The organism is Pseudolactococcus insecticola (genome assembly GCF_011170065.1).
GTDB lineage: Bacteria > Bacillota > Bacilli > Lactobacillales > Streptococcaceae > Pseudolactococcus > Pseudolactococcus insecticola.
Genome location: NZ_BLLH01000001.1, coordinates 326757 through 350500, shown reverse-complemented (window position 1 = coordinate 350500; position 23744 = coordinate 326757). Strand labels below are relative to the sequence as shown.

Here is a 23744-nt window from a genome sequence, read left to right as displayed (position 1 = left end):
ACAAACTTTTGGTAATCTATTCACAAAGAAAACTTTTGGAGGTTTTATCTTATGGTTGTCACTAAATTTAACGAAGTACTGCCAAAGGCTACTGCTAAACGTTTACCACAGTATTATCGTATCTTCAAGCAATTCGTTTCTGATAAAGTTGACAGAACCAATTCTCAAGCCATTGCAGCCAAACTTGGCGTGGATTCTGCGACGGTCAGACGTGATTTTTCACTCTTTGGTGAACTTGGGCGTCGCGGCTATGGCTATGATACAACAGCACTCCGAGATTTTTTCAGCGACTTGTTAGGTGATTCAGCTGATACGAACATTGCCCTCATCGGTGTCGGAAATCTTGGGCGTGCGCTCATCAACTATCGCTTTCATGATCGCAATAAAATGCGCATTACGCAAGCTTACGATGTCGCGGGAAACCCGCTCGTTGGGACAACTACTGATGATGGTATCCCAGTCTACAATATCTCAGATATCAAGAAAAATCTACCCGATGCAGATATTGAGACGGCCATCATATCCGTTCAATCTGATAAGGCACAAGAAGTTGCTGACATTCTGATTGATGCAGGGATCAAAGGCATTCTAAACTTTACACCACGCCGTTTGGAAGTCCCAGATGAGATTACCGTCCAATCCGTAGATTTGACAAGCGAGCTCCAAACCCTCCTGTTTTTTATGAACGATAAAAAAGAAATTGCAAAACGAAAATGACAACTTTACAACCTATTATTGGCGTCGCAGCCAATGAACGCAGAGATGCTGGTGGCGATATGGGGCATATGGCAATCTCCTATAACCCGTCAGGCTATATCAAGGCAGTCCAGCTGATTGGTGGACTGCCCGTCATGCTACCGATCGGTGACCCGATGAACGCAAAACGTTATGTCTCGATGATTGATAAGCTAGTGCTTGCAGGTGGCCAAAATGTCGCACCTGAGTTTTATGGTGAAGTTGAAACAATCAAATCAAACGACTACAATCGTGAGCGTGATGCATTTGAAATCGCACTCATCAACGAAGCAATCAAACAAAATAAGCCAATCATCGGTGTTTGTCGCGGCATGCAATTAGCAAATGTTGCTCTAGGTGGTTCAATCAATCAAAATACGCCCAACCATTGGCAAAAAGAGGCAAGTACCACTGCAACACATGATGTTCTGATCAAAAAGTCGACGCCTTTGGAGAGCATTTACGGTCACAAGGCGCATGTCAACTCATTTCACCGTCAGAGCCTTAAACAAATTGCACCTCAACTTGAAATCATCGCTAAATCTGCCTCTGACAATGTTGTTGAGGCAGTTCAGTCAATTGACCCTAACTTGCGTTTCATCGGCGTTCAGTGGCATCCTGACTTTATGTACAACGTCCGAGATGAAGACTTGGAATTCTTTCGATATGCGGTATTTAATCTTTAAACGGCAAGCATGAGCCCATTTTCCTGAAAAGAAAAGTAACGATTTTGACCAATCACGATGTGGTCAATAAATGTCAACCCCAAGTGGTCGCAGGCGCTCTCCATGCGCTCTGTGAAAATCAAATCCGCATCTGATGGTTTTGGATCACCCGATGGGTGGTTGTGCACAATGACAAGACCAGCAGCCAAAGTTTTGACCGCAAAATGTAGAATTTCACGCGGGTTGGCACTCGCAGAATTAACGGTACCAACGAAAATGGTCCGTTTTTTGATAATCTTATTTTTTCCGTCCAGATAAACGGCGACCAAGTGTTCCTGATCGAGGTCAGCCATCTCAGCCATGAGCGTCTTTGCAAATTGATGTGACCCACGAACTTGCCCATAACGTTTGCGTTCAGTCGTCTGAATGCGTTTCCCAAGCTCGATCATTGCTCGAATCTCAACTGCTTTTGTGACACCGATGCCCGGCAATTTCATCAATTCTTCAACGCTTGAGCGTCTGAAATTTTCCAATGTCTCAAAATGTTTCAAAATCATACTAGACAGTTCTAAAACTGATAGTTTAGACGTTCCAGTTCGCAGCAAAATCGCTAAAAGTTCCTGATCTGACAAATATTTTTCACCCAAAGCACGCAATCGTTCCCTTGGCATCATCGGATAGTCGGTTTCTCTAATTTCATACATGGCAAGTCTCCTCACAATTTTATACGAAAAAAATCCTGAATTTTCTCATTCAGGATTTTTTTTAGTTATCATTTGCGCTGAAAAGCCAGCTTTTTGAACCATTTTTTGCGTGGTAATGCCTTGTGTGTAAAAGTCAAATTCAGTAAGATCAGCATCTGGTAAACTTGCTTTGAACCTCTGCCAAGTTGACGGACTGGTCAAAAAGACTGTTTTTGCCTGCTTGACCGCCATTTTTAACGTTTCAGCAGCAGGTTTTGGTAGCAGGTTTTGATAGACCACCTGACTTGTTACATTTGGTAACTGCCTATCAATAAAGTCATCAGCGAGATTGCTTTTTGGATAAAAAACGCTATCACCTGCCTGAATCTGACCGAATCCCTGAACAAGGGCTTTTTTAGTTGGTTGCGCACTCACAAAATCAACGTTTAAACCTAATTTTTCAACAGCCTTTTTGGTCTCATCACCAATGACAGCAATTTTTTTATGACTCAAAAACACAAGACTCAGATAGGTAAGTGGCGTCTGACTGGTCAAAATCAGCCAAGTCAAGCCAGTAAATGCCGATTCATCAAAGGCAACTGCCTCAATCTCAATCAGCGGCACGCTCAAGAGTTCAAACCCATGAACCGCCAAAAATTCCTTTTTCCGTGCCAGATCTCGTGCTACACCTGTGTAGATTATTTTTGTCATCATCGCAGCAGTTCCAAAGCTGCTTTTTTGCCCAATTCGTGCGTTTTTTTGCTCGTCAGAATCACACGTCTCGCTTGTGACTCACGGTCCTTTGCTAAAAATGCTTGCAGTTCCCAGATGTCAGCTGTTTTTTGGGCGAGGGCTGCAAGTGGCACCTCACAATTTCCATCAAGTACACCTAAAAATTCACGTTCAATCTCTGCTGCTGCTTGCGTTTCAGGGTCATTGATTGACGCTAAAAAATTCAACATATCACTGTCATCAGAACGTATCTCAACGGCTAAGATCCCTTGACCAACCGCAGGAATGCTATCCAGACGTTGAAAATTCAGCTGATCCAGATAGCCCATGCGAGCGAGTCCCGCCTCAGCTAAAATAATCGCGTCGTAGTCGCCACGCTGCATTTTTTCAAGGCGCGTTTCTACTTTGCCACGAATGTCCTTGACCGTCAAGTCAGCACGTGTTTCTAAAATCTGCATTTCCCGCCGAACTGAACTCGTGCCAACCACAGCACCATTCTTTAATGTCGCAAGTGTAACGTTTTCCTTCGCAAAAACAATGACATCACCTGCCGCCGCACGTGGTGGATAAGCCGCAATTACGAGCCCTTCTGGCAGGATAAATGGCATGTCTTTTAAGCTGTGAATGGCAATGTCAATCTGATTCGTCAAGAGCCCCGCTTCTATGTCTTTGACAAATACGCCTTTCCCGCCGATTTCCTTGAGTGAAACCTCTTGTAGTTTGTCGCCTAGACTTTTATTGCTGATAATCTCGTAGTCAAACTTGCCATGCTTTTCTTCAAGCAGCTCAATGACAATCTGCGTTTGTTTCAAGGCTAGCGGGCTTTTTCGAGTGCCGATTTTAATCTTGCGCATGCTGTTTCAAGCACTCCTTTGTTAGTAGTTGCTGGATTTTTTTACTCAAGGTAGGATTTTTACCAAAAGTTGAAATGGCAATCAAAACCAAGTCTGATTCTGATAAAATTTCTGTTTCAACTTCTGCCATTGAATAAAAATTTGAGCGTTCATGCTGACTGGTATCATTGACAAACTGGTCAGAACGCGCATCACGTCTGACGGTCTGGTTGACCGCCTCGTCAGAAGTTGCGATATAGATAATTTGAGCATCTTCGATGTCGCCAGTCTGATAGGGTCTTAAAATTAGCTCAATTTTACCATTTAAGGCCAGATTTTGCAAGGTTTCAGTTATTTCAGGTGCGATGACTTTTGGCCTAGTTTCTGAGGCTAACCTTAACACTTTTCGGGTCGCAATTTTTCCACCACCGATGACTGTGACCGCCTTTTTATGTAAGTCGACTAAAAGTGGTATCAAACGTTTTTTCTCCCTTGATAATGCCTGCAAGCGCTTGCGAAATTCTCGGATCAAGCGCAAGTGTTTTTGTGAAAATGATTGGCTCATCCTGTCTTAACGTCTGCACTTTGTTATTTATTTTTGAAACCAGAACGCCATCATAGATGAAAAATGGGATAACCACTTGCTTGATATTGCTTACGACATTTGTGGCAATGATCTCTTGATAAGTTTTTTCCCCCAGATAATCAACTGCAATCACGGTAACACCTGTTTTTTTCTGCAACTCTGCCGCAATATTTGCAAGCATTTGTGCAGGTTCAGCAAAATGTCTGGTGCCATGTGCTAGTAAAATCGCCTGCGCCCCCGGCAAAATCGCCTGTGTTTCACGCACCCGATCCACTAAAATATCACGAATAAAAAGTTCATCGCCAAATGTTTTGAGATAGGTTACTTTAATATCAACATCAGAAATAGCTTCCTCAGCAGCAACTACCTCATCAACCTGCTTAGGGATGTCAACAAGCGCATGTAGGGCTGGAAATAGCAAAACGGGTGCAATCAAAATCTCACGTGCACCATGTGCTAACACACGGCTGACAACACGGCCTATCGTATCTGACTGACGCTCTAAATAGGCAATCTCATACAGATCTGCAAAATCTCCCAAACCCTGTGTTGTTACCGCCAAAAGTTGCTCTAATTCTTGGTTTTTTTTAGCAATCTGACTCCCGTGAACCACGTAAATAACAGCTTTCATAGACGTTTTCTCCTTAATGTTTTCGTGTAGATGATGTCAGCCACTAACGCAGCAAGCACTGGACCAATGACTAAAAATAGGCTGCTAACGATACCATCACTCAGCCAAGTACTATAAATCTCAAAACCAATCGCAAGTGTGATGCTCAAAACGACAAGAACAGCCAAAAGTTTGGCTAGCCATTTTTCTCGAATAATCGTCAGATAATCTTCGCTGAATTTTGCTTTGAAAAACGGATAACTAATTGCGACAATCAAATAAGGCAGACTGCGCGATAGATTCGTCATGAGTGTCAGTTGATTATAAAGTTGGCTGACAATGGGCGTGCCAAGTGACAAGAAAATCACAAAAAGACTGACAACACCCGCCTGCAAGTAGACAACACGACTTGCGACATCATAGCGATTCTTTTTGAAAATACGCGCGCTTGATTGGTCAGCTGAAAGTGCTTTAAGCAAGACTTTCAATGGCGCATAGCCGATTGTAGCAAGTAATGACACATAGGCTGTAAACATAGTCAGAGCCGTATAGCGCAAGTAAAGTTGATTGACCAAATCGCCTGCTGCCTTACTTAAGCCTAAACTTTTTGATAAATCTCGTGACAATAAATCAATCAAACCATACATGAGATTGGCCAGATGTTGATTTGTCAGGGCGCGGACGTGCGTATAGTCAGAACCTGCTGCCCAGCTCATGATGTCTAGAAAATAAAACAATAAAATAAATCCGCCACCAACTAAGACAGCTTTGGAGAATTTATTTTTTTGATTACCCATTTTATCGACCAAGTTTGACACCGTGTCCATACCACCAAATGCCGTGATAGCAAAGATTAAAAATGGCAACTGACTCATGAGCCCAGTCAATTTGTCAGTCGCAAAAAAGCTATCCGCATGACTGCTACTTGCTAGATTTGGGATAATCGTCTCAGGATGTGACAGCGCTAAAAATAAGTTAGTTGATACCGTCAGAATAACTAATCCTACCATCAGAACACCGCTTACAATTAGCCACTTACTAATTCTCAAAAAGCCGTGGTTAATAATCCAGGTCAAAATCAAAATTCCCAGAATTGACAAAATACTCAGTATCCATTTGGTCGGAAAACCCAAAATACTCACCTGTTTTGAAATATCCTTGCCAAATAACAAAATCCCCGCTGGTATCCAAAGTTTCAAAAACAGACTCATCATCCAGATAAAATAACTTGAGTACCAAATAAAGGTCGTCATAAAAGCAAGGCGCGGTGAAATGCTGTCAGACACCCATGTGTAGAGGCTACCTTTGCTTTTTGGATAGGCGCTCGTGAGCTCAGAGTTGATGATGGCAAAGGGGACAAAATACAAAAAAGCCGCAATCGCTAGCCAAATCAATGAGGTCAATCCCATAGTGAAAAAGGCGGTCGTCGAACTCGAAAACGAGAAAACGGTCGTCGCAATGATCAAAACGATTTTTTGAAATGATAGTGTTTGTGTCTCTTTTGTTTTTTCAGGCGTCATCCTTGATTAATTCTTTCTTTAACTTCTCTAACTCGAGTTCTGTCGCGCCATTTTGATAAATCACTTGGCTAAATGGTTGCTGTAAATTTTCAGCATCAAGTGCATCAAAACGCGTCTGACGTGCCGAACCGACTATGACCGCCCAGACATCAGCACCCTGACTTGTCAGACTTGTTAGATCATCTAAACTAGGTTGCAAAGTACTCACAAGCAAAATCCGCTGTCCAAATTTTGGCAAGGCCTCAAACCAGGATTCTGAAACATCAGAACGCAGACCAACCGTCTGACCAATCACGATCAAGGCAGGATTTTGAATGGCAGTTTTTGCTAAATCAGCTAATAGTACTGACAAATGTGTGATGAGCGTGCGTTGATAACCACGCGTCCCATTTTCAATTAAGGCAATCGGTATGTCACCTGAAACGCCTTGGATAGTGAGCAAATGCGCAAGCTCTGGCAAACTTGATACGCCCATATAGATGACTACTGTCGTATCAAGCAAAATTTTTGGAAAATCGGTTTCTGACAAGTCTTGCAAAGTCTGACGTGGCGTCATAATTAGCACACGCTCAGCGATTTTTCGGTGCGTGATAAAAATGTCAGCATAACTTGTCGCCGCACTTGCAGCCGTGACACCAGGCACAACTTCATAAGGAATACCTGATTTTTTGAGCGCCAAAACTTCCTCACCAACACGCCCAAAAATAGCTGGATCGCCACCTTTTAAGCGCACGACAATCTGACCATTTTTATAGGCGCTAATCATCAGCTGCTCAATCTCTGCCTGCGTTTTCTGATGATGCTTCGGTGCTTTTCCGACATTGATCAGCTGGGCACAAGCTTTCGTCAGATAAAGCAATATCGGATTTGCCAGGCGATCGTAGATGACAACATCCGCATCTTGCAGGACTCGCAAGCCTTTTAGCGTCAATAGCTCTGGATCACCACTGCCTGCGCCGACTAAATAAACTTTTGAAATTTCAGACATAGGCAGCTAGACTTTCAGCAAGTTGCGTCTCAAACGGTGCTAGACCGATACGAGTAAACGTCTCATAAAAGGTCTCACTCGCAGCTTTTTCATCGGCATAAACCTTGAGCAGATCCCGCACAACGTCAATCAGAACAGTCTTTGGCACTTTACCTTTGATTTCTTCGTTAAGATGACCACCTGCAAGCAAACTGCCACCAATGGCAATCTGAAAGGCTTCTATCGGTTGTTTATTTTGATCACGCGCAGCGATGCCCTGAATGCCAATATCAGCAATATTTCGATGGGCACAAGCGTTCATACAGCCTGTCAGAATCACACGCACTGGCTTCTCAAACTGAAAACTCTCGTCAAGTGCGACAAGCAAATCACGCGTGATGTCTTTCGTGCTGGTATAAGCAAGATTACAGTACTCATTTCCTGTACAAGTCATGCCGAAATCCTGAAAACGTGACGTGTTAATCGGATATTTATCAAAAATAGCAAGCGACGTTATTTCAGCGAGTTTATTATTTGGCAAAAATGGAATCAGCAGATTTTGCGAATGATCAAAACGAATCTCATTTTGACCGTAGGTTTCAGCAATCTCTGCAAATTTGAGCAAATCTTCCGTCAAAATACGCCCAGTCGGCACACTAACGCCAACATAAGACAGGCCGCGCTGCTTTTGCTTTTGAACACCTAAAATCAAACCATTTGACCAGCCGACTAATTCATTTTTCCCTGCTGTTTCAAGTGGTCCCGTTCGTTTTAGCAACTCTTCTGTAAATTGCTCGGTTCCCCAGTCTTCCAGTAAAAACTTAAGTCTGGCCTTGCTACGGCTGCGACGATATCCAAAATCACGATAAATCGCAACGACCGCTTCAGCAACCTTGACAACCTGTGCGGGTTTTAAAAAAACATCCAAAGTTCGTGCCAGATAGGGTTTTGCCCCCAGACCGCCGCCGACTTTAACGCCAAATCCTTTATAAGTGCGACCATTGATTGCCTTGGTCGCTGGGAAAAATGCCAAATCATTGATTTCAGCATTGGCAGCGTTATCAATATTGGCTGAAACAGAAATCTTGAACTTACGCGGCAGATTGGAATAATCCGTATTGCCTTGAAATTTTTGATGAACTGCCATGAGCGCAGGCGTTGCATCAAAAAGCTCCCGTGCATCAATGCCAGCAAGTGGATTTCCGATGACGTTTCGGTTAATATCGCCTTCTGTCCCACGTGTTGTCAGACCGACGGCTTCGATTTTAGCAAAAATTTCTGGTAATTTGGCAAATGGAATATTGTGATATTGCACCGACTGACGCGTCGTAATATCTAAAAATCCCTTACCATAAGTCTCCCCCAGTCCGACTAACATGCGTAATTGTGCCGCCGTGACAAATCCGCCCGGGATCTTAACCCTGAGCATAAACAGCCCGTCTGTCTGCGGTTTTTGTACCGTCAGACCAGCATATTTGAAATACATGAAGTAGTCTTTTGACACGTCAGAAAACGGGTGTTTGACAAGTTCATCAAAGTCATCAAAGACTGTTAGCCCATCTTTTGCGAGTTTGGCAATTTCATTTTTATTTAGCTTGTCATCCACCCATGTGGCTACATAAGTCATGGCTTACTCCTTTTTCTTAAATCATATCATAGTTATCGCTAAATGGCAGTTTGCGATAAGTGTCAAACTGCAACCATTTATTATAAAAAGTCGCCTTATTTTTCCCGTCAAGGTACTGATAATCCGTGATAAAGTCTGTGAGATCTGATGCCTGTGCTAGTTTGATTGCAAAGCCGTCAGAATTGACGACGGTATAGTCAGATTGCGTTTTATTTTCCTCAATGTAATCATCCAATGCTGTTAGTGCCGCAAACTGGCCATGACGAATCTGAATCACCAAACGCTCAGAAACCACTGCAATATCAAACGTTTCAGGATACTGATAAGTCTCACTAGAAATGGCAACAGCGTCTCCGATATGATAAAGCTGATTGCTTGCTTGTCTCGTGATATTCCCGCCAAGCGCAATATTGTAGGCATCAAAGGCATGTACCCCAACCACTTTCGTGTCAGTTGCAAAATGAACACCCGTCAGACTCGCCTCAGCAATTTCACGCTTTTCAGCAATGGTGCCGCCACCTGAGACATCAAAGCCATCAATTACAACGAATCGCCCCGTCACGTCAAAATCCTTGAAAGAATCAAAAACAATCGTTTTTTCAAGGTTGAAAACGACTTCAGCCACATCGTTGATATTAACCACCTGGGCATCTTCAAACTGGCTGAGCGTTGAGGCATCAAGTACTTTTTCTATCGTCGCCACTGTCGCATAGACTTCCTGCGTGGCAAGTTTGATTTTGTAGCGTTTGCCCTTGACAAGCGGCGTTTTGCCCATCCAAAATAGATTGGCTAAAAAAGCGTTTGAAACAAGTGGAGGCGTCACCGCATGCGTGATCACCTCGCCACGATTGTTGAAAAACTCATCACGAACTGTGATGCCGATTGACTCACCAGGATAGGCAACGGTCTTTTCACCCGTTTCATGCCATGTTGTAAAGGACTCAACAACTGTCTTGCGACCATCAGGAAAGATTTGGATTTCATCGCCTTTGCGCAATATCCCTGATTCAATACGACCTGCGATAATCCTTCTGTCATCAAACTTATAAACATCCTGAATCGGAAAACGCAGTGCCTGCTCAGAAAGACTGGTGTCATTGTCAATCGAGTCAAGTAAGGCAATCAACGTCAGCCCCTGATACCATGGCATGATGCCAGTTTGTTCCAAGATATTTTCACCAAAGAAGGCAGAAACTGGCACAAAATCAAGCACCGTTAGATTAAGCGGTGTCAAAAAGTCAATCAAATCTGCCTTTACAGCCTCAAATCGTGCTTGTTCATAATCAACTAGGTCCATCTTGTTAAAAATGGCATAGACTTTTTTAATCCCTAACAATTTTAACATATAAGCATGGCGTTTTGTTTGTTCTTCGACACCTTTTTTAACATCAACAATCAAAAAGGCTGCCTCGGCATTTGCCGCACCAGAAATCATGTTTTTCAAAAATTCAACATGTCCTGGCGCATCAATGATCACATACTCGCGGTTGTCCGTCTGAAACTGAATCTGCGTAGTGTCAATCGTGATGCCCTGCTGCTGCTCTTCTTCAAAGGCGTCTAGTAAATACGCGTACTCAAAAGGTTTACCCGTTTCTTTGGCAATTTTTTTGACCTTGTCAATCGTACCTTGTGGAAGAGAGTGCGTATCATGCAACAAACGCCCAATAACCGTTGATTTTCCGTGGTCAACGTGACCTACAACAACCAAACTAAGTGACTTTTTCGACATTACATATACCCTTCTTTTCTAAGTTTTTGCATGGCATATGTATCTGCCTGATCCTGTGCACGACCTGCTCGCTCACCCACAGTCGTATTTTTAAGCTCCTCGATAATCTCAGCAACATTTGACGCATGACTATCAATCGGAGACGTACATGGCGCACAACCAAGTGAGCGATAACGCTTGCCATCTTTTGCAAAATAAAGGTCAATAATCGGAATATTTTCTCGCTGGATATATTCCCAAATATCAAGCTCTGTCCACTGCAAAAGCGGATGGACGCGGATGTGATTGCCTTTTGGGAAGTCAGTTTTATATTGATTCCAGAGTTCTGGCGCCTGATTTGTATAGTCCCACTTGTCTTCTTTGTTTCGCTCTGAAAAGACGCGTTCTTTCGAGCGTGAGCCTTCTTCATCACGACGCACGCCAACAATCAATCCATCAAAACCATAGAGTTTTGTGACTTGATTGAGCCCTTCGGTCTTCAAGGCCCCACAACACAAAAGACGACCAAGATTTGGGTTCATACCTGCATCAATCGCTGCTTGATTCGTATGCACGATCAAGTCAAGGTTCAATTCTTTTGCGACTTTATCACGATACGTGATCATCTCAGGGATCTTGTAAGTCGTATCAACATGAATAAATGGAAAAGGCGTGTGCCCATAGAAAGCCTTTTTCGCCAGCCATAAAAGCACCGTCGAATCTTTCCCGATTGACCATAACATACCTAGTTTGCCTAGATTTTTATAGGCTTCACGTAAAATATAAATACTTTCAGCCTCCAAACGATCGAGGTGGTCCATTTTTTCTTGCGTTTCTTGCGTAACTGCTGTCTGTTTTACCATTTGCTTTTTCCTTTTTCCATTTTTGTGTTCTGATACTATTATAAGCAACCCGATCGTTATTTGTCATAAGCATTTTTCTAAAGCGCTGATAAACTTTTTTTATGTCAAAAAAACTTGACACGTTATGCCAATAAAAAATCGTATCGAGTAGCCTCTGACACGATTTTTACGCGTTTTTTATAAGGCAGCACCAATGATTTTCGCCTGTTTGAAATTCTGGTTTTCAAGAACGTAGCCTTCCTCATGGTTAAACACATAAAGTCGGTAGATGAAAACCTTGATTTTTTCGCCCACTTCAAAATCCTTTTTCTCAAGTGAGCGGTTGGTTATCATGTCGATTCCCTTAACATTGACAAGCACTTCGCAGTAACTGCCACGAAACTGGACTGATTTGACCACACCTTGCTCAGTCGAAACAGGATATTTGACCGTTTCATTATATTTGTAAAGGTCGATATACTCAGGTCTAATCACCGCACGTGATCCAGTTGGCGCCGTATCAAACCCTTTTAGCACTTGGATATTGTCAATGGTTGCACTCTCGCCGATAAACTGAGCCACAAATGGCGTGGCTGGTAACTGATAGATTATCTCTGGCGTGGCTTGCTGCTCAATGCGCCCAAGATTTGTCACAATAATCTCATCAGCAACTTCAATGGCTTCTTCGTGGTCATGCGTCACAAAAATGGACGTGATGCCGATTTTTTCGACAATATCACGCAGCCAAGTCCGCAGCTCTTTTCTGATTTTTGAGTCAACGGCAGCAAATGGTTCATCCAACAACAAAACATGAGGTCTCGGTGCCAGTGCCCGTGCAAATGCCACACGTTGTTTCTGACCTCCGGATAATTGTGACGGATAGCGTTTTTCAAGTCCGGTCAAACCTGTCAGCTCGATTAACTCTGCCACACGCTTTTTGATGTCTGATTTGCTGACTTTTTGAGTCGTCAGACCAAAGGCTATATTGTCAAATACAGTCATGTAACGAAAAAGCGCGTAATTCTGAAAGACAAATCCAATCTCACGCTTACTGGGTGACAAATCATTGACACGTTCACCGTTGATAAAAATATCACCAGAATCTGCGTCCTCAAGTCCAGCAATGAGACGCAAAATGGTCGTCTTTCCAGAACCTGACGGGCCAAGAAGTGCGACTAACTTGCCCTTTTCAATCTCAAAATTGATGTCATGACTAGCTGGATAATCACCATATTTTTTATTGATATTTTGGAGTGCGACATACGCCATTTTTTATCCCTTTCTTATCTGATATTAGTGTTTTAGGTGCAGGCCACATTCACGATGGGCGTCACCTTTTGTCGGATCATAGTAGTTGTCATTATCAGGCAGATCATGGTCAAGCTCATACTGCCACATCTGTTTATTGTTCCAATCAAGCAAGGGTGCTGCTTTGATCAAGCCGTCAGAGTTGATCGAAACCTTGTCCATCTCTGCACGCAGGGCACTATCTTGTTTTCTAAGGGCTGTGAACCAAATTTCTGGTTTTTCAGTCGCAAGCGCACGCTCAAATGGTTCAAGCTTGACCAAATTTGTGAAAACATCGTGTTCTGGTGTGTCAATGATTGGCAGTTCTGAGCCATTGATTGCTTCAAAATGTGCACGTGAAATCTTTGGATGATAGATTTTGAGATTAAGATTGAGCTGTTTAGTCAGCTTATCAGCAAACTCGTAAGTTTCTTTTGTCGCATAGCCTGAGTCCATCCAGACCACCGGAATATCAGGACGTACTTGGACGACTTGATGGATCAAAACTGCCTCAAAAGGTCTGAAATTTGTCGTGATGATTGCTTTTTTGTCTGTTGCTAGGAGAGTTTTGATGATGACGTCACTCTCTTGTTGATTGAGTGCATTGAGATCAAGGTTTAGTCCATGTTCAGTCATGTTGTGCGCTACTTTCTATGATATTTCTGATGATAAGGATGATTACTGCGATAATGACTAGCAGACTTGCGACAGCGTAAGAGCTCGAAAACTGGTATTCATTATAAAGCATCTCGACTTGTAGTGGGACTGTCACCGTCTTACCCCGAAGATTCCCTGATACAACGGATACCGCGCCGTACTCACCAAGCGCCCTCGCTGTTGTCAAAACAAGACCATAGGCAAGTGGCCACTTGATATGAGGTAGGGTTATTTTCCTAAAAATTCGGAAGCTTGATGCACCAAACATGGCGGCAACTTGTTCTTCTTCATTACCCCGCGTCTCAAGAACGGGCAGCACTTCGCGCGTGATAAATGGCAAGGTGACAAAAATCGTAACAAGTACAATCGCTGGAACTGCAAAGACGATTTGAATACCTAAAAAGTCAACTAGCGGAAAGAGCCAGCCAATCCGACCAAATGTCAAGACGTAAAACAAGCCTACGACCACTGGTGAAATGGCAAATGGAATGTCAATCAACGATAGTAAAATACTCTTGCCACGAAATTTATAGTTAAAAATCAGCCAGGTTGACATGATCCCAAAAAAGAGATTGACGATAATGGTAAGGATTGTAGTGAGTAGTGTGAGTTTTAGTGCTTCAAGCGTGTACTTGTCAGTGATTGCTGAAAAATATGCCTTGACACCGTTACTGAGCGAGCTTGTCACAACAAAAATCAGCGGCAAGATCAACATGATAACCAAAAAAGCAACCGCAATGCCAATCAGCAGATACTTGACCAGATTTTGTTTTTTCATAGTTTTAACCCGCCTCCTTTACGATCTGACATAGCGCTGCATGCGGTGCTGCACAATATTGATCACAAGCATGGTCACAAAGCTAAATACCAGTAATATCAGCGCAATTGACGTCGCACCAGGGTAAGAATGCTCATTGAGCTTACTTGCAATCAATAATGACGGAATTTCCGTCTTAAATGGTCTATTTCCTGCGATGAAAACGACTGATCCGTATTCGCCCATACTACGCGCAAATGCCAGGCTAAAGCCAACAATGAGCGGCAGTTTAATTTCTGGGAAGATAATCATCCTGAAAACCTGAAAAGAATTGGCACCTAAAAGGCTCGCTGCATGTTCATAAGACGGATCAAGTTTTGCTAAAACAGGCTGAACCTCGCGGACCACAAAGGGAATGGTCACAAAGGTCATGGCAACGAGAATCCCCAAACTGGTATAGGACACCTTGATGCCAAACTGTAAGAAAAATTTTCCCATGAAACCTTTATCAGAATAGAGATTAGCAAGGGCAATCCCTGCTACTGCGGTCGGTAAGGCAAATGGCAGCTCGACAATGCCGTCAAGTAATCGCTTGCCAAAAAAGTCATATCTGACAAGCACCCAGGCAATAATCAAGCCAAAAACGGTATTGATCAGCGCCGCCATAAAAGCAGTTTTGACACTCAAGATGATACTCAGTATAACCCTGCGACTCAGTACAATCGCAATAAAGTCTGACCAGCCGATTTGTGACGTTTCAAGAACGATCGAGACCATCGGAATCAGCACGATCAGGCTGAGTAATGTCATGGTAACGCCCAGACTCAGACCGAATCCTGGTACGATATGATTTTTTTTAGCGTGCTTTTTTTGCATGTCACGGTTTTCCTGTCTTATTTCGCATAGATTTGATCAAAGATTGCCCCATCTGCGAAGTGTTTTTCTTGTACTTTTGGCCAACCGCCAAAAATTTTATCGTCAATTGTAACGAGGTTGACTTTGGCAAATTTATCAGCATACTCGGCTGCGATTTTTTTGTTGATCGGGCGATAAAAATTTTCTGCTGCGAGTTTTTGACCTTCGTCAGAGTAGAGGTAATTCAGATAGGCCTTAGCGACTTTTTCTGTGCCACGTTTTTTAGCAACTGCATCAACAACGGCTACTGACGGCTCAGCTTTGATAGAAATGCTTGGTGTGATGATTTCATATTCGCCTGGATGTTCTTTGAGCGCCAGATAGGCTTCATTTTCCCAAGAAATCAGCACATCACCCTGACCATTTTCAACAAAGGTTGTCGTTGCGGCACGCGCACCAGAGTCAAGTACGAGCACATTTTTGTAAAGCGATTTTTCAAATGCAATATCTTTTTTCTCATTGCCGTTATATTTTTTATTGGCGTAGGCCCATGCTGCTAGGTAGTTCCAACGTGCGCCACCACCTGTTTTAGGATTCGGTGTGATCACGCCCACACCTGATTTCGTCAAATCATCCCAATCTTTGATATTTTTCGGATTGTCTTTTCTGACGAGAAAAACGATGGTTGACGTATAGGGTGATGAATTATCTGGAAACTCTTTTTTCCAGCCTTTGTCAATCAAACCTGCATCTTGAATACTTGTAATATCCTGCTCCAGAGCAAGCGTAACAACGTCTGCTTCATTACCTTCAATGACAGAGTTCGCTTGTTTACCGCTACCGCCATGTGACTGGGTAATGGTCACATCCTGACCTTCTTTCGCTTTCCAATATTTTTGGAAAACTTTGTTGTAAGCCGCATAAAGCTCACGCGTCGGATCATAGCTGACGTTTGTGATTGAGATGGCTTTTTTTGTTTCTGAGCTTGAACTTGCTGGCTCAGCGGCTTTTTTCTGGCCACAGGCAACAAGTAAAACTGCTGCCGTTGCGAGAGTTGCAAATGTGAGTAATTTTTTCTTTTTCATCTTGTGATTCCTCTTTGTCTTTGTTATTTATTTTATCCCTTTGTTATATCTTATCAAGCGTTTACTCATCTCGCCATATGTTTTTTTTATGACCCCTTTTACAGAATCTTATCAGACTTAAAAACGCCTTAAATACAGCTTTTTAAAACACAAAAAACTTACCTTTGTCAGATAAGTTTTTGCTAGTTTATGAGACGAGTTCACCCTTTAAAATAAGCAACTGCACTCTCAAAAAGTTTTTGATCTTTGTTACCTGGAACATTTTTGAACAGACCAGTTTCATAACGTTCTGAATGTCCCATTTTACCAAGAATTTGCCCATTTTTACTAATAATACCTTCAATAGCTGCAACCGAACCGTTTGGATTATAAAGTGAATCCATGCTAGCATTGCCCGCAAAATCAACGTATTGTGTGATGATTTGACCATTTTCAGCAAGTTCAGCAAGCTCTTTTTCTGTTACGACAAATTTACCTTCACCATGTGAGACAGGAATCGTGTGTACATCGCCCACTTCAACGCCTGACAACCATGGTGAATTGGTGTTCAAAATTTTCGTTTCAACCATTTTTGCAACATGTTGATTGGCATCATTGTAGAAAAGCGTTGGAGATGTTTCAGACAAGCTGTCAAATTGACCATATGGCAAGAGTCCAGATTTGACAAGGGCTTGGAAACCATTACAGATTCCCAAAATCAAACCACCTCGTGCGATAAAGTCATCAATTGCTGATTTGACTTGCTCGTTTAAGAGAATATTAACGATAAATTTGGCTGATCCATCAGGTTCATCTGCGGCAGAAAAACCACCTGCAAACATGAGAATATTTGCAGTGTTGATATGTGCTACCATCTCACGAATAGAATCTGCAATGTCAAGTGTTCTAAACGGTACAATGACAGTGCTAGCCCCTGCCGCTTCAAAGGCTTTGGCTGTGTCATATTCGCAGTTGGTGCCTGGGAAAACAGGGATATAGACAAGCGGTTTGTCAATTTTCACTGGTGCTTTGAACACATATTCTGACGCTTTTGTCGCAAGACTTGGTAACTCGTCAGATTGTTCAAAGACTGTCGGATAAACAGTTTCAAGCGGTTTTTCGTAGCTTGCAAGTAGGACGTCGCCTGAAATGCTGCTGCCATTGACCACAAGATTGAACGCCGAAGTCGTTTGGCCAATCTTGATAGCCTTCGTGTCAGAAATCGTGTCAGGCGTCGTCAGAATAAAACCTGCAAACTCAGCTTTGATCACGTTTGAAAGATCATCAAGTTTGATGTTTGCACCAATATGATTGCCAAAAGTCATGAGCGAAATCGCTTCACCAAAGCCACCTGACTTGGTTGAAATCGCAGCTGTAATCTTGTTATCTTTTTGAAGCTCAGAAACAGTTGCAAAGTTGTCCTTGACAGTCGCCCAATCAATATCCTCAGAAATCGCAACACCTGGCAGGTAATAGATATTTTCGCCCGCTGCCTTGAACTCGGGTGAGAGCACACGGTCAGCCTCAGACGTCGTCACACCAAAGGCAATCAATGTCGGTGGCACTGTGATGTCCTCAAAAGTCCCACTCATCGAATCTTTTCCTCCAATTGACGGCAAGCCCAGTTGTTCTTGCGCTTCAATCGAACCTAGCAAAGCCGCAAGGGGCTTACCAAAGCGCTCTGCTTCTTTGTCCATACGTTCAAAATATTCTTGGTATGAAAAACGTGCTTTAGACCAGTTTGACCCAGTCGCTACAAGCCTTGCTGTTGCTTCAATCACTGCATAAGCTGCGCCGTGATAAGGTGACCATGCCGCAATTTCAGGGTTGTAGCCGTGTGCCAGCAATGAAACGGTATTTGTCACGCCATTTAAAACAGGCAATTTTTGAACAGAGCTTTCCGTTGGTGTCAACTGATAACGCCCACCGATAGGTGAGTTGACCGTTGAGCGCCCGATTGAGCTATCAAAAATTGTTTGCAAGCCTTTTTGAGAGGCAAAGTTCAGTTGTGACAAGAGTTGATTGAGGTCTGTTGCAAGTGTCTCAGAGCTAGTTTTGACGTCAAATGGAAGCGTTTCGTCAGAGTCCACGACTGTCGCATCAACGACGACCCGAACACCATTTGTATCCAGAAAATCACGCGCAATGTCAACAATTGTCTGACCTTTCCAAACCATTGTCAGATTGGCTTTTTCAGTAACTTCTGCGACTTGAACGGCTAGAATATTTTCCTTAGCAGAGGCTGCGATAAATGCAGCAACGTCAGACTTGTCAACGACAACAGACATCCGTTCTTGCGACTCAGAAATCGCAATTTCTGTACCAGTCAAGCCTTGATATTTCAAAGGAATCTTGTCCAGATCAATGCGCAAGCCGTCGGCTAATTCGCCAATAGCCACACACACGCCACCTGCACCAAAGTCATTTGATTTTTTGATGAGCTGTGTCACAGCTGGATCACGGAAAAGACGTTGGATCTTGCGTTCTTCGATGGCATTTCCTTTTTGGACTTCGGCACCCGCAGTGGCAACAGTTTCCTTGGTTTGTACCTTAGATGACCCCGTTGCACCACCAACGCCGTCACGACCTGTTTTGCCACCGAGCAAGATAATCGCATCACCTGCTTCAGGTTTAAGACGCAAAACATTCTCTTTTGGCGCAGCACCAACGACAGCACCAGTTTCCAAGCGTTTAGCGACAAATCCAGGGTGGAAATATTCCTTGACATAAGTCGTCGCAAGCCCGATTTGATTACCGTAAGAGCTATATCCGTGGGCGGCACCTTTTGAAATGACTTGTTGCGGCAGTTTACCTGCACGTGTTTCAGAAATTGGCGCTGTAATATCGCCTGCTCCCGTGATACGCATGGCTTGATAGACATAAGCACGACCAGAAAGTGGGTCGCGAATGGCACCACCAATACATGTAGATGCGCCACCAAACGGCTCTATTTCAGTTGGGTGATTGTGCGTTTCATTCTTGAACATGAGCAACCACGGTTCTTTAACACCGTTTACATCCACTTCAATTTCAACGCTACACGCATTGATTTCGTCAGACACTTCCATGTCATCCAATCGACCATTTGCACGCTCATAACGGCCAAAAATCGTTGCCAACTCCATGAGCGTTGTTGGTTTTTCAGTGCGTTTGATGTTTTCACGCATAGCTTGGTATTTGTCAAATGTTGCCTGCAATTGCGACTCGAATTTTGAACGTGAAAAGTCAATATCTTTCAGCTCAGTTTCAAAAGTCGTGTGACGCGTGTGGTCACTCCAGTAAGTGTCGAGTACCTTCAGCTCAGTTTCAGTCGGATTACGACCGATTTTTTTGAAATAATCCTGAATCCACAGCAAATCCGCCACTTCCATGGCAAGACTGTATGACGCATGCAGCGCAGCGATTTCATCAGCAGTACGCGTGATAAAACCGTCAAGCACTGGAATCGTTTGCGTTACATCCAAAATTTCCTCGTCAGAAATAGCTGCCTGAATATCTTTAAAACGTGAATCAACAGCGTTGAGTTGGTAATTTTTGATTGCCTCAAACTCAGCGTCTGACAAGTCAGGATTGAGCAGATAAAGCTGCGCAGTTCTGACAGTTGCATCCTTGCTAGCACCAAGTAAAAACAGGGCTTCTTCTGCTGATGTTGCGCGTTGGTCAAACTGACCTGGCAAGGCTTCAATGGCAAAAAAACGGCTATTATCAAGCGCAGACGCAACTGTTGCATCAACTAGGACGTTGTCAGTCACTTTTTCAGAAAAGATAGACTGCTCAGCAGCGGCCAAGATGTCAGGTGTTACACGAAACACATCATAGACTTGGACAATGTTGACAGAAGTCAGCGTTTTGAGCTGCAAATTATGTTGTAATTCACTTAAAAGTGCTTGATTTTTCACCTTGAACTCAGGCTTTTTAGCAACAAAAATACGTTTTTTCACGAGATTATTTTCCTTCATTTTCAAATTCTGCTTGCAAACCAGTGAGAACTTTTTGGTAAACTGGGATAATATCCCCCAGGTCACGACGGTAAACGTCTTTATCAACGTGGTTGTTATCAGCATCCCAGAGACGTGACGTATCAGGCGACACCTCATCAGCAAGGATAATGCTTCCATCAGGCAGACGGCCAAATTCCAGTTTAAAGTCGATAAGTGTCAAGTCAATTTTAGCAAAAATATCAGTCAAAATGGTATCAATCTCAAGCGCTGATTTTTTAAGAAAGGCAATCTCATCATCTGTTGCAATATCAAGAAATTTCACGTGCTCATCGTTGATAAATGGATCATCCAAGTCATCGTTTTTATAGTAAAATTCGACAATTGGCTTTGGAAATGCGATGCCTTCAGCAATGCCAAAACGTTTAGAAAACGAGCCTGCCGTGACATTACGCACAACAACTTCAAGCGGAATAATAGCAACTTTCGTATTTAATTGTTCGGTTTTAGAAATCTGCTCAATAAAATGCGTTGCAACACCACGACGATTGAGCTCACGGAAAATCAAACTTGTGATTTGATTATTAAGCTCGCCTTTGCCTGCAATCTGGTCTTTTTTCTTGCCATTTAGCGCAGTTGCTTGGTCCTTGTACTCAGCAAGCACAATCGTTGCATCATCCGTGTTGTAAAGGTTTTTCGCCTTACCTTCATAGAGCAAAGTTCGTTTTTCAGTCATTGTCATCTCCTAATCGATTTGTTACTTCTATAATAGCGCAAATTGGCCGAAAAACATGAAAAAACTGCCAAATTTTGACAGTTTTTAAGTATAATGTTCGGATTTTAACCATTTTTAATAGTCTAAAGCATCAGAATGTCCAGCACCATTGCCCACAAAATAACCCGTTTGTGAGTTGATTGAGACAAGATAAGTACCGTCTGGCTTGTAAAGATTGTAGTATCCGACACCGTTTTGGATGCTAGCAGGTAAGAGAATATAGGCATCTCCCGTGATATAGCCACGATCACGACATTTTTGTAGCACCATCTCCTTGATACCACTTGCCCAGGCAAACGCAGGATTACTCGCGTTGGCATTGGGATCAACAGGCACGCGGGAATTGCTGCTATCAACTTGGACACTTGCTTGACTTGCTGACGCCGCGGGTGCAGTAGATGATGATACAGCGGCTTGTGGGGTACTTTGACTAGCACTTGCTGCTTGAGCAGCTGCCTGCGATGATGACGCCGCAACAGCTGAAGATGCTGCAGATTTTTGTTGCGCTTGTCCTTGTGCAACGGCTGCTTGAAGTAACGTGTTCAAGCTTTCATTTTCAGTTGCTGTGTAGCTGATTGTTTCGCCTTTTTTGACAGTTGCCGTCTTATCAAGCTCCCCATCTGTGATGGCAGGCTTGTCAAACTTCGCATTAAGCGCTTGCGTCGCGGCAATTTCTGCTTTTAGTGCATCAACCTTGGCTTTTTTCTGCTTGTAGTTGCTCTGATTTTTCAGCGTTGCAAGGCTCTTATCAAGCTCAGCCACCTTGCCAAAGACACTATTTTTTAGCTTTGTCTGTTTGTTATCTGTGAAAAATGACGCAAAAACTTTATTGAAAGCAGCCGTTTTTTGAGCAGCAGCAGACTTTTTATCCTCTGTTTTTGAAGCTTGAACAGACTTAGCCTGTTTATCTTGATCAGCTGAATGATACCAAGCAAAACCACCCGCCGCCAATAATAATATGGCACAAGCAGCAATAATAACAGGCTTTTTAGATTTTTTTTGCTTATCATCTGACTTCCCCGCACGTGTCAAGGCATCAGAAGACGTCTTAGACTCAGTACTAGCTTTCTCAGCAGCATCAGTTTTTGGTTCTGCTGTCTTCACTAGAGGTTTATCCTTATCTGCCACTGCAATCACTGGAGCAACAACTGGTGTTTTGACCTTTTTCTTATCAGACTTTTTAGTTCTTTTAGGTGCTGATTTTTTCGAATCAGCTTTTACTTCTGGTTCTGACGGCGCTGGTTCTGGTTCAGTCTCTTTAGCAACTACCACCTCGTCAAAACTACCTTGTAATTCAGGAAAATCAGGTTCAGATGTTTCGTCAGAAGTGGTTTCAGTGACGTTTTTATCACTAACTAGCTCAGCAGGCACATCAGAAGTCGTTTCGTCAGACTCACGATCTGATTTTTCAGGTATAGTCACTTCTGATGCAGGTTTTTCCGTATCAGTTTCGGCTTCAGTTTCAACACGTGCCGTTTTGATCAAGTCATCAAGTGCTAACGCTGCTGCTGTCGCCTTTTCTTCACGTTCTTTCTTGGCCGTTTCGATATCTGAACGATGATTGCGGATGTATTTGTCTAGTGAGCTTTCTTTTGCGATATTTTCAGTTTCTATCGCAGCTGATTTCTCAGCGAGCTCCCCCACTGTCATCTTTTCTGCCTCTTTTAGTGGCAGCGTTTTTTCCTTATAGGGCGTTCTTTTTTTCTTCTTTTTTTTAGCCATTATTTTATTCTCTTACCAAAATATTGGTACAAATCTGTGCGCAGGCGACCGTTATATAACTTGCGTTTTTTAGTTGCTTTGCGCCCAAAATGCTCCTCGAACATCAGATCGCTCGTGATGATATATTTACTCCATGTTTCAAGTGGTGCAAAAGTCTCGCCCATCTCCTTGTAAAGCTGATAAGCCATCTCCTCATCGCCCAGACGCTCACCATAGGGCGGGTTAGAAACCAACACGCCGTCTAATTTTTCTGTTTGAAAATCCTGCAAGCGCATTTGTTTGAAGTTGACAATGCCGTCAAGACCGATTTCAAGGGCATTTTCCTTAGCAATAGCAATCATCTTACCATCTATATCAAATCCAGAAATATCAAGCTCTGCATCATAATTCGCCTGAGCTTCAGCATGGTCACGAACTTCCTGAAAAATTTCATCTTCAAACCAAGGCCATGCTTCAAAGGCAAAGTCCCGGTTAAAACCAGGTGCGATATTCATGCCAATCAAAGCCGCTTCAATACAAAATGTACCAGAGCCACAAGTCGGATCCACAAACGGCCGCATCATATTCGCACGCCAGTTTGTCAGCATAATGATAGCAGCGGCCATATTTTCCTTGATTGGCGCTCCACCCTTGTCAATCCGATAACCGCGCTTAAAGAGTGACTCACCGGTTGTATCAATCATGAGCGTCACCATGTCTTTGTGCAGCGCTACTTCGATAGAAAATGTGGCCCCAGTTTCAGGTAGCGGTACATTTTCAGGTCGATGGTAATGCGCCTGCAACTTTTTAGCAATCGCTTTTTTCGTGATGGCTTGGATGCTAGGTTCATTGTGCAAGTCAGATTTGATACTTTTTGCCTTAGCAATCGGGAACTTAGCACCAAATGGGAGTAGCTCCTCCCATTCCAAAGCAAAAACACCTTCAAACAAGTCGTCAAAAGTCTTGGCTGGAAATTCACCCACGATGATTTTGACACGGTCAGCAGTTCTTAGCCAGAGATTTGCCGTTGCAATCGTTTTCTTATCCCCTGAAAACAGGATGCGCGAACGATCATCAAGCTGCGTCTCAATGCCTAAATCACGCAATTCACGTGCTGTTAGACTTTCAAGTCCAGCCGCTGCAGTTGCTACTAAATTAAAGTTATTTTTCATTTTTTCTTTTCTAGCGCTAGCTTGATATCA

General features: G+C 43.1%; 21 protein-coding genes. 2 read left to right on the top strand and 19 right to left on the bottom strand.

Annotated features, from left to right (window positions below; all coding sequences use genetic code 11):
* The first annotated feature begins 51 nt into the window (after nt 1-51).
* Both Hs20B_RS01765 and Hs20B_RS01760 read left to right on the top strand, forming a co-directional pair.
* Nucleotides 52-717 (top strand): redox-sensing transcriptional repressor Rex, encoded by a 666-nt coding sequence (locus tag Hs20B_RS01765; RefSeq protein ID WP_172354970.1) that lies wholly within the window; start codon nt 52-54, stop codon nt 715-717.
* Complete coding sequence (locus Hs20B_RS01760; protein WP_172354968.1) at nt 714-1421, top strand: gamma-glutamyl-gamma-aminobutyrate hydrolase family protein; 708 nt, start codon at nt 714-716, stop codon at nt 1419-1421. The genes Hs20B_RS01765 and Hs20B_RS01760 overlap by 4 nt, the downstream gene beginning before the upstream one ends.
* Here the strand turns inward: Hs20B_RS01760 and radC are convergent.
* The 19 genes from radC to Hs20B_RS01665 all read right to left on the bottom strand — a co-directional run bounded on the left by radC (nt 1418) and on the right by Hs20B_RS01665 (nt 23714).
* Entirely contained in the window at nt 1418-2104 is a 687-nt protein-coding gene (gene radC / locus Hs20B_RS01755) for a RadC family protein (RefSeq protein ID WP_172354966.1), read from the bottom strand. The two genes, Hs20B_RS01760 and radC, sit on opposite strands and share 4 nt — an antisense overlap.
* A gap of 45 nt (nt 2105-2149) precedes the next feature.
* Complete coding sequence (locus Hs20B_RS01750) at nt 2150-2797, bottom strand: uroporphyrinogen-III synthase (RefSeq protein ID WP_172354964.1); 648 nt, start codon at nt 2795-2797, stop codon at nt 2150-2152.
* Nucleotides 2794-3669 (bottom strand): hydroxymethylbilane synthase, encoded by an 876-nt coding sequence (hemC, locus tag Hs20B_RS01745; RefSeq protein ID WP_172354962.1) that lies wholly within the window; start codon nt 3667-3669, stop codon nt 2794-2796. The genes Hs20B_RS01750 and hemC overlap by 4 nt, the downstream gene beginning before the upstream one ends.
* Nucleotides 3656-4126: a precorrin-2 dehydrogenase/sirohydrochlorin ferrochelatase family protein gene (locus Hs20B_RS01740; RefSeq protein WP_172354960.1), complete on the bottom strand. Its 471-nt coding sequence runs from the start codon at nt 4124-4126 to the stop codon at nt 3656-3658. Before Hs20B_RS01740 ends, hemC begins: the two co-directional genes overlap by 14 nt.
* The gene (locus Hs20B_RS01735) at nt 4098-4865 is read right to left on the bottom strand and encodes a sirohydrochlorin chelatase (RefSeq protein WP_172354958.1); all 768 of its coding nucleotides are present in this window, start codon (nt 4863-4865) and stop codon (nt 4098-4100) included. The genes Hs20B_RS01740 and Hs20B_RS01735 overlap by 29 nt, the downstream gene beginning before the upstream one ends.
* The gene (locus Hs20B_RS01730; RefSeq protein ID WP_172354956.1) at nt 4862-6364 is read right to left on the bottom strand and encodes an amino acid permease; all 1503 of its coding nucleotides are present in this window, start codon (nt 6362-6364) and stop codon (nt 4862-4864) included. Before Hs20B_RS01730 ends, Hs20B_RS01735 begins: the two co-directional genes overlap by 4 nt.
* Nucleotides 6354-7352 (bottom strand): uroporphyrinogen-III C-methyltransferase, encoded by a 999-nt coding sequence (gene cobA / locus Hs20B_RS01725; protein ID WP_172354954.1) that lies wholly within the window; start codon nt 7350-7352, stop codon nt 6354-6356. Before cobA ends, Hs20B_RS01730 begins: the two co-directional genes overlap by 11 nt.
* Complete coding sequence (locus Hs20B_RS01720; RefSeq protein WP_172354952.1) at nt 7345-8958, bottom strand: nitrite/sulfite reductase; 1614 nt, start codon at nt 8956-8958, stop codon at nt 7345-7347. The genes cobA and Hs20B_RS01720 overlap by 8 nt, the downstream gene beginning before the upstream one ends.
* A gap of 16 nt (nt 8959-8974) precedes the next feature.
* Entirely contained in the window at nt 8975-10687 is a 1713-nt protein-coding gene (locus Hs20B_RS01715) for a sulfate adenylyltransferase subunit 1 (protein WP_172354950.1), read from the bottom strand.
* A complete protein-coding gene (gene cysD, locus Hs20B_RS01710) occupies nt 10687-11529 on the bottom strand; it encodes a sulfate adenylyltransferase subunit CysD (RefSeq protein ID WP_228407425.1) in 843 nt (280 codons plus the stop codon). Before cysD ends, Hs20B_RS01715 begins: the two co-directional genes overlap by 1 nt.
* 177 nt (nt 11530-11706) lie before the next feature.
* Entirely contained in the window at nt 11707-12777 is a 1071-nt protein-coding gene (locus Hs20B_RS01705; protein WP_172354948.1) for a sulfate/molybdate ABC transporter ATP-binding protein, read from the bottom strand.
* Nucleotides 12778-12801: 24 nt separating this feature from the next.
* Nucleotides 12802-13431, bottom strand: a complete 630-nt coding sequence (locus Hs20B_RS01700; protein ID WP_172354946.1) for a phosphoadenosine phosphosulfate reductase domain-containing protein — start codon at nt 13429-13431, stop codon at nt 12802-12804.
* The gene (gene cysW / locus Hs20B_RS01695; RefSeq protein WP_172354944.1) at nt 13424-14230 is read right to left on the bottom strand and encodes a sulfate ABC transporter permease subunit CysW; all 807 of its coding nucleotides are present in this window, start codon (nt 14228-14230) and stop codon (nt 13424-13426) included. The genes Hs20B_RS01700 and cysW overlap by 8 nt, the downstream gene beginning before the upstream one ends.
* 18 nt (nt 14231-14248) lie before the next feature.
* Nucleotides 14249-15085, bottom strand: a complete 837-nt coding sequence (gene cysT / locus Hs20B_RS01690; RefSeq protein WP_172354942.1) for a sulfate ABC transporter permease subunit CysT — start codon at nt 15083-15085, stop codon at nt 14249-14251.
* 17 nt (nt 15086-15102) lie between these two features.
* Nucleotides 15103-16149, bottom strand: a complete 1047-nt coding sequence (locus tag Hs20B_RS01685) for a sulfate ABC transporter substrate-binding protein (RefSeq protein WP_172354940.1) — start codon at nt 16147-16149, stop codon at nt 15103-15105.
* A 200-nt stretch (nt 16150-16349) separates the two neighbouring features.
* Nucleotides 16350-20069 carry a phosphoribosylformylglycinamidine synthase gene (locus tag Hs20B_RS01680; protein ID WP_308780058.1) on the bottom strand — a complete coding sequence of 1240 codons (3720 nt, stop codon included), beginning with the start codon at nt 20067-20069 and terminating at the stop codon, nt 16350-16352.
* Nucleotides 20070-20073: 4 nt separating this feature from the next.
* Nucleotides 20074-20802 (bottom strand): phosphoribosylaminoimidazolesuccinocarboxamide synthase, encoded by a 729-nt coding sequence (gene purC / locus Hs20B_RS01675; RefSeq protein WP_172354936.1) that lies wholly within the window; start codon nt 20800-20802, stop codon nt 20074-20076.
* A 114-nt stretch (nt 20803-20916) separates the two neighbouring features.
* Nucleotides 20917-22563 (bottom strand): cell division site-positioning protein MapZ family protein, encoded by a 1647-nt coding sequence (locus Hs20B_RS01670; protein ID WP_172354934.1) that lies wholly within the window; start codon nt 22561-22563, stop codon nt 20917-20919.
* Nucleotides 22563-23714, bottom strand: coding sequence for a THUMP domain-containing class I SAM-dependent RNA methyltransferase (locus Hs20B_RS01665; RefSeq protein WP_172354932.1), 1152 nt, complete (start codon nt 23712-23714; stop codon nt 22563-22565). The genes Hs20B_RS01670 and Hs20B_RS01665 overlap by 1 nt, the downstream gene beginning before the upstream one ends.
* Between the last annotated feature and the right edge of the window lie 30 nt (nt 23715-23744).

Bases quoted from the DNA above. Each gene is read 5' to 3' on its own strand.
- Hs20B_RS01765 (WP_172354970.1), top strand. From the start codon at position 52: ATGGTTGTCACTAAATTTAACGAAGTACTGCCAAAGGCTACTGCTAAA.
- Hs20B_RS01760 (WP_172354968.1), top strand. From the start codon at position 714: ATGACAACTTTACAACCTATTATTGGCGTCGCAGCCAATGAACGCAGA.
- radC (WP_172354966.1), bottom strand. From the start codon at position 2,104: ATGTATGAAATTAGAGAAACCGACTATCCGATGATGCCAAGGGAACGA.
- Hs20B_RS01750 (WP_172354964.1), bottom strand. From the start codon at position 2,797: ATGATGACAAAAATAATCTACACAGGTGTAGCACGAGATCTGGCACGG.
- hemC (WP_172354962.1), bottom strand. From the start codon at position 3,669: ATGCGCAAGATTAAAATCGGCACTCGAAAAAGCCCGCTAGCCTTGAAA.
- Hs20B_RS01735 (WP_172354958.1), bottom strand. From the start codon at position 4,865: ATGAAAGCTGTTATTTACGTGGTTCACGGGAGTCAGATTGCTAAAAAA.
- Hs20B_RS01730 (WP_172354956.1), bottom strand. From the start codon at position 6,364: ATGACGCCTGAAAAAACAAAAGAGACACAAACACTATCATTTCAAAAA.
- cobA (WP_172354954.1), bottom strand. From the start codon at position 7,352: ATGTCTGAAATTTCAAAAGTTTATTTAGTCGGCGCAGGCAGTGGTGAT.
- Hs20B_RS01720 (WP_172354952.1), bottom strand. From the start codon at position 8,958: ATGACTTATGTAGCCACATGGGTGGATGACAAGCTAAATAAAAATGAA.
- Hs20B_RS01715 (WP_172354950.1), bottom strand. From the start codon at position 10,687: ATGTCGAAAAAGTCACTTAGTTTGGTTGTTGTAGGTCACGTTGACCAC.
- cysD (WP_228407425.1), bottom strand. From the start codon at position 11,529: ATGGTAAAACAGACAGCAGTTACGCAAGAAACGCAAGAAAAAATGGAC.
- Hs20B_RS01705 (WP_172354948.1), bottom strand. From the start codon at position 12,777: ATGGCGTATGTCGCACTCCAAAATATCAATAAAAAATATGGTGATTAT.
- Hs20B_RS01700 (WP_172354946.1), bottom strand. From the start codon at position 13,431: ATGACTGAACATGGACTAAACCTTGATCTCAATGCACTCAATCAACAA.
- cysW (WP_172354944.1), bottom strand. From the start codon at position 14,230: ATGAAAAAACAAAATCTGGTCAAGTATCTGCTGATTGGCATTGCGGTT.
- cysT (WP_172354942.1), bottom strand. From the start codon at position 15,085: ATGCAAAAAAAGCACGCTAAAAAAAATCATATCGTACCAGGATTCGGT.
- Hs20B_RS01685 (WP_172354940.1), bottom strand. From the start codon at position 16,149: ATGAAAAAGAAAAAATTACTCACATTTGCAACTCTCGCAACGGCAGCA.
- purC (WP_172354936.1), bottom strand. From the start codon at position 20,802: ATGACTGAAAAACGAACTTTGCTCTATGAAGGTAAGGCGAAAAACCTT.
- Hs20B_RS01670 (WP_172354934.1), bottom strand. From the start codon at position 22,563: ATGGCTAAAAAAAAGAAGAAAAAAAGAACGCCCTATAAGGAAAAAACG.
- Hs20B_RS01665 (WP_172354932.1), bottom strand. From the start codon at position 23,714: ATGAAAAATAACTTTAATTTAGTAGCAACTGCAGCGGCTGGACTTGAA.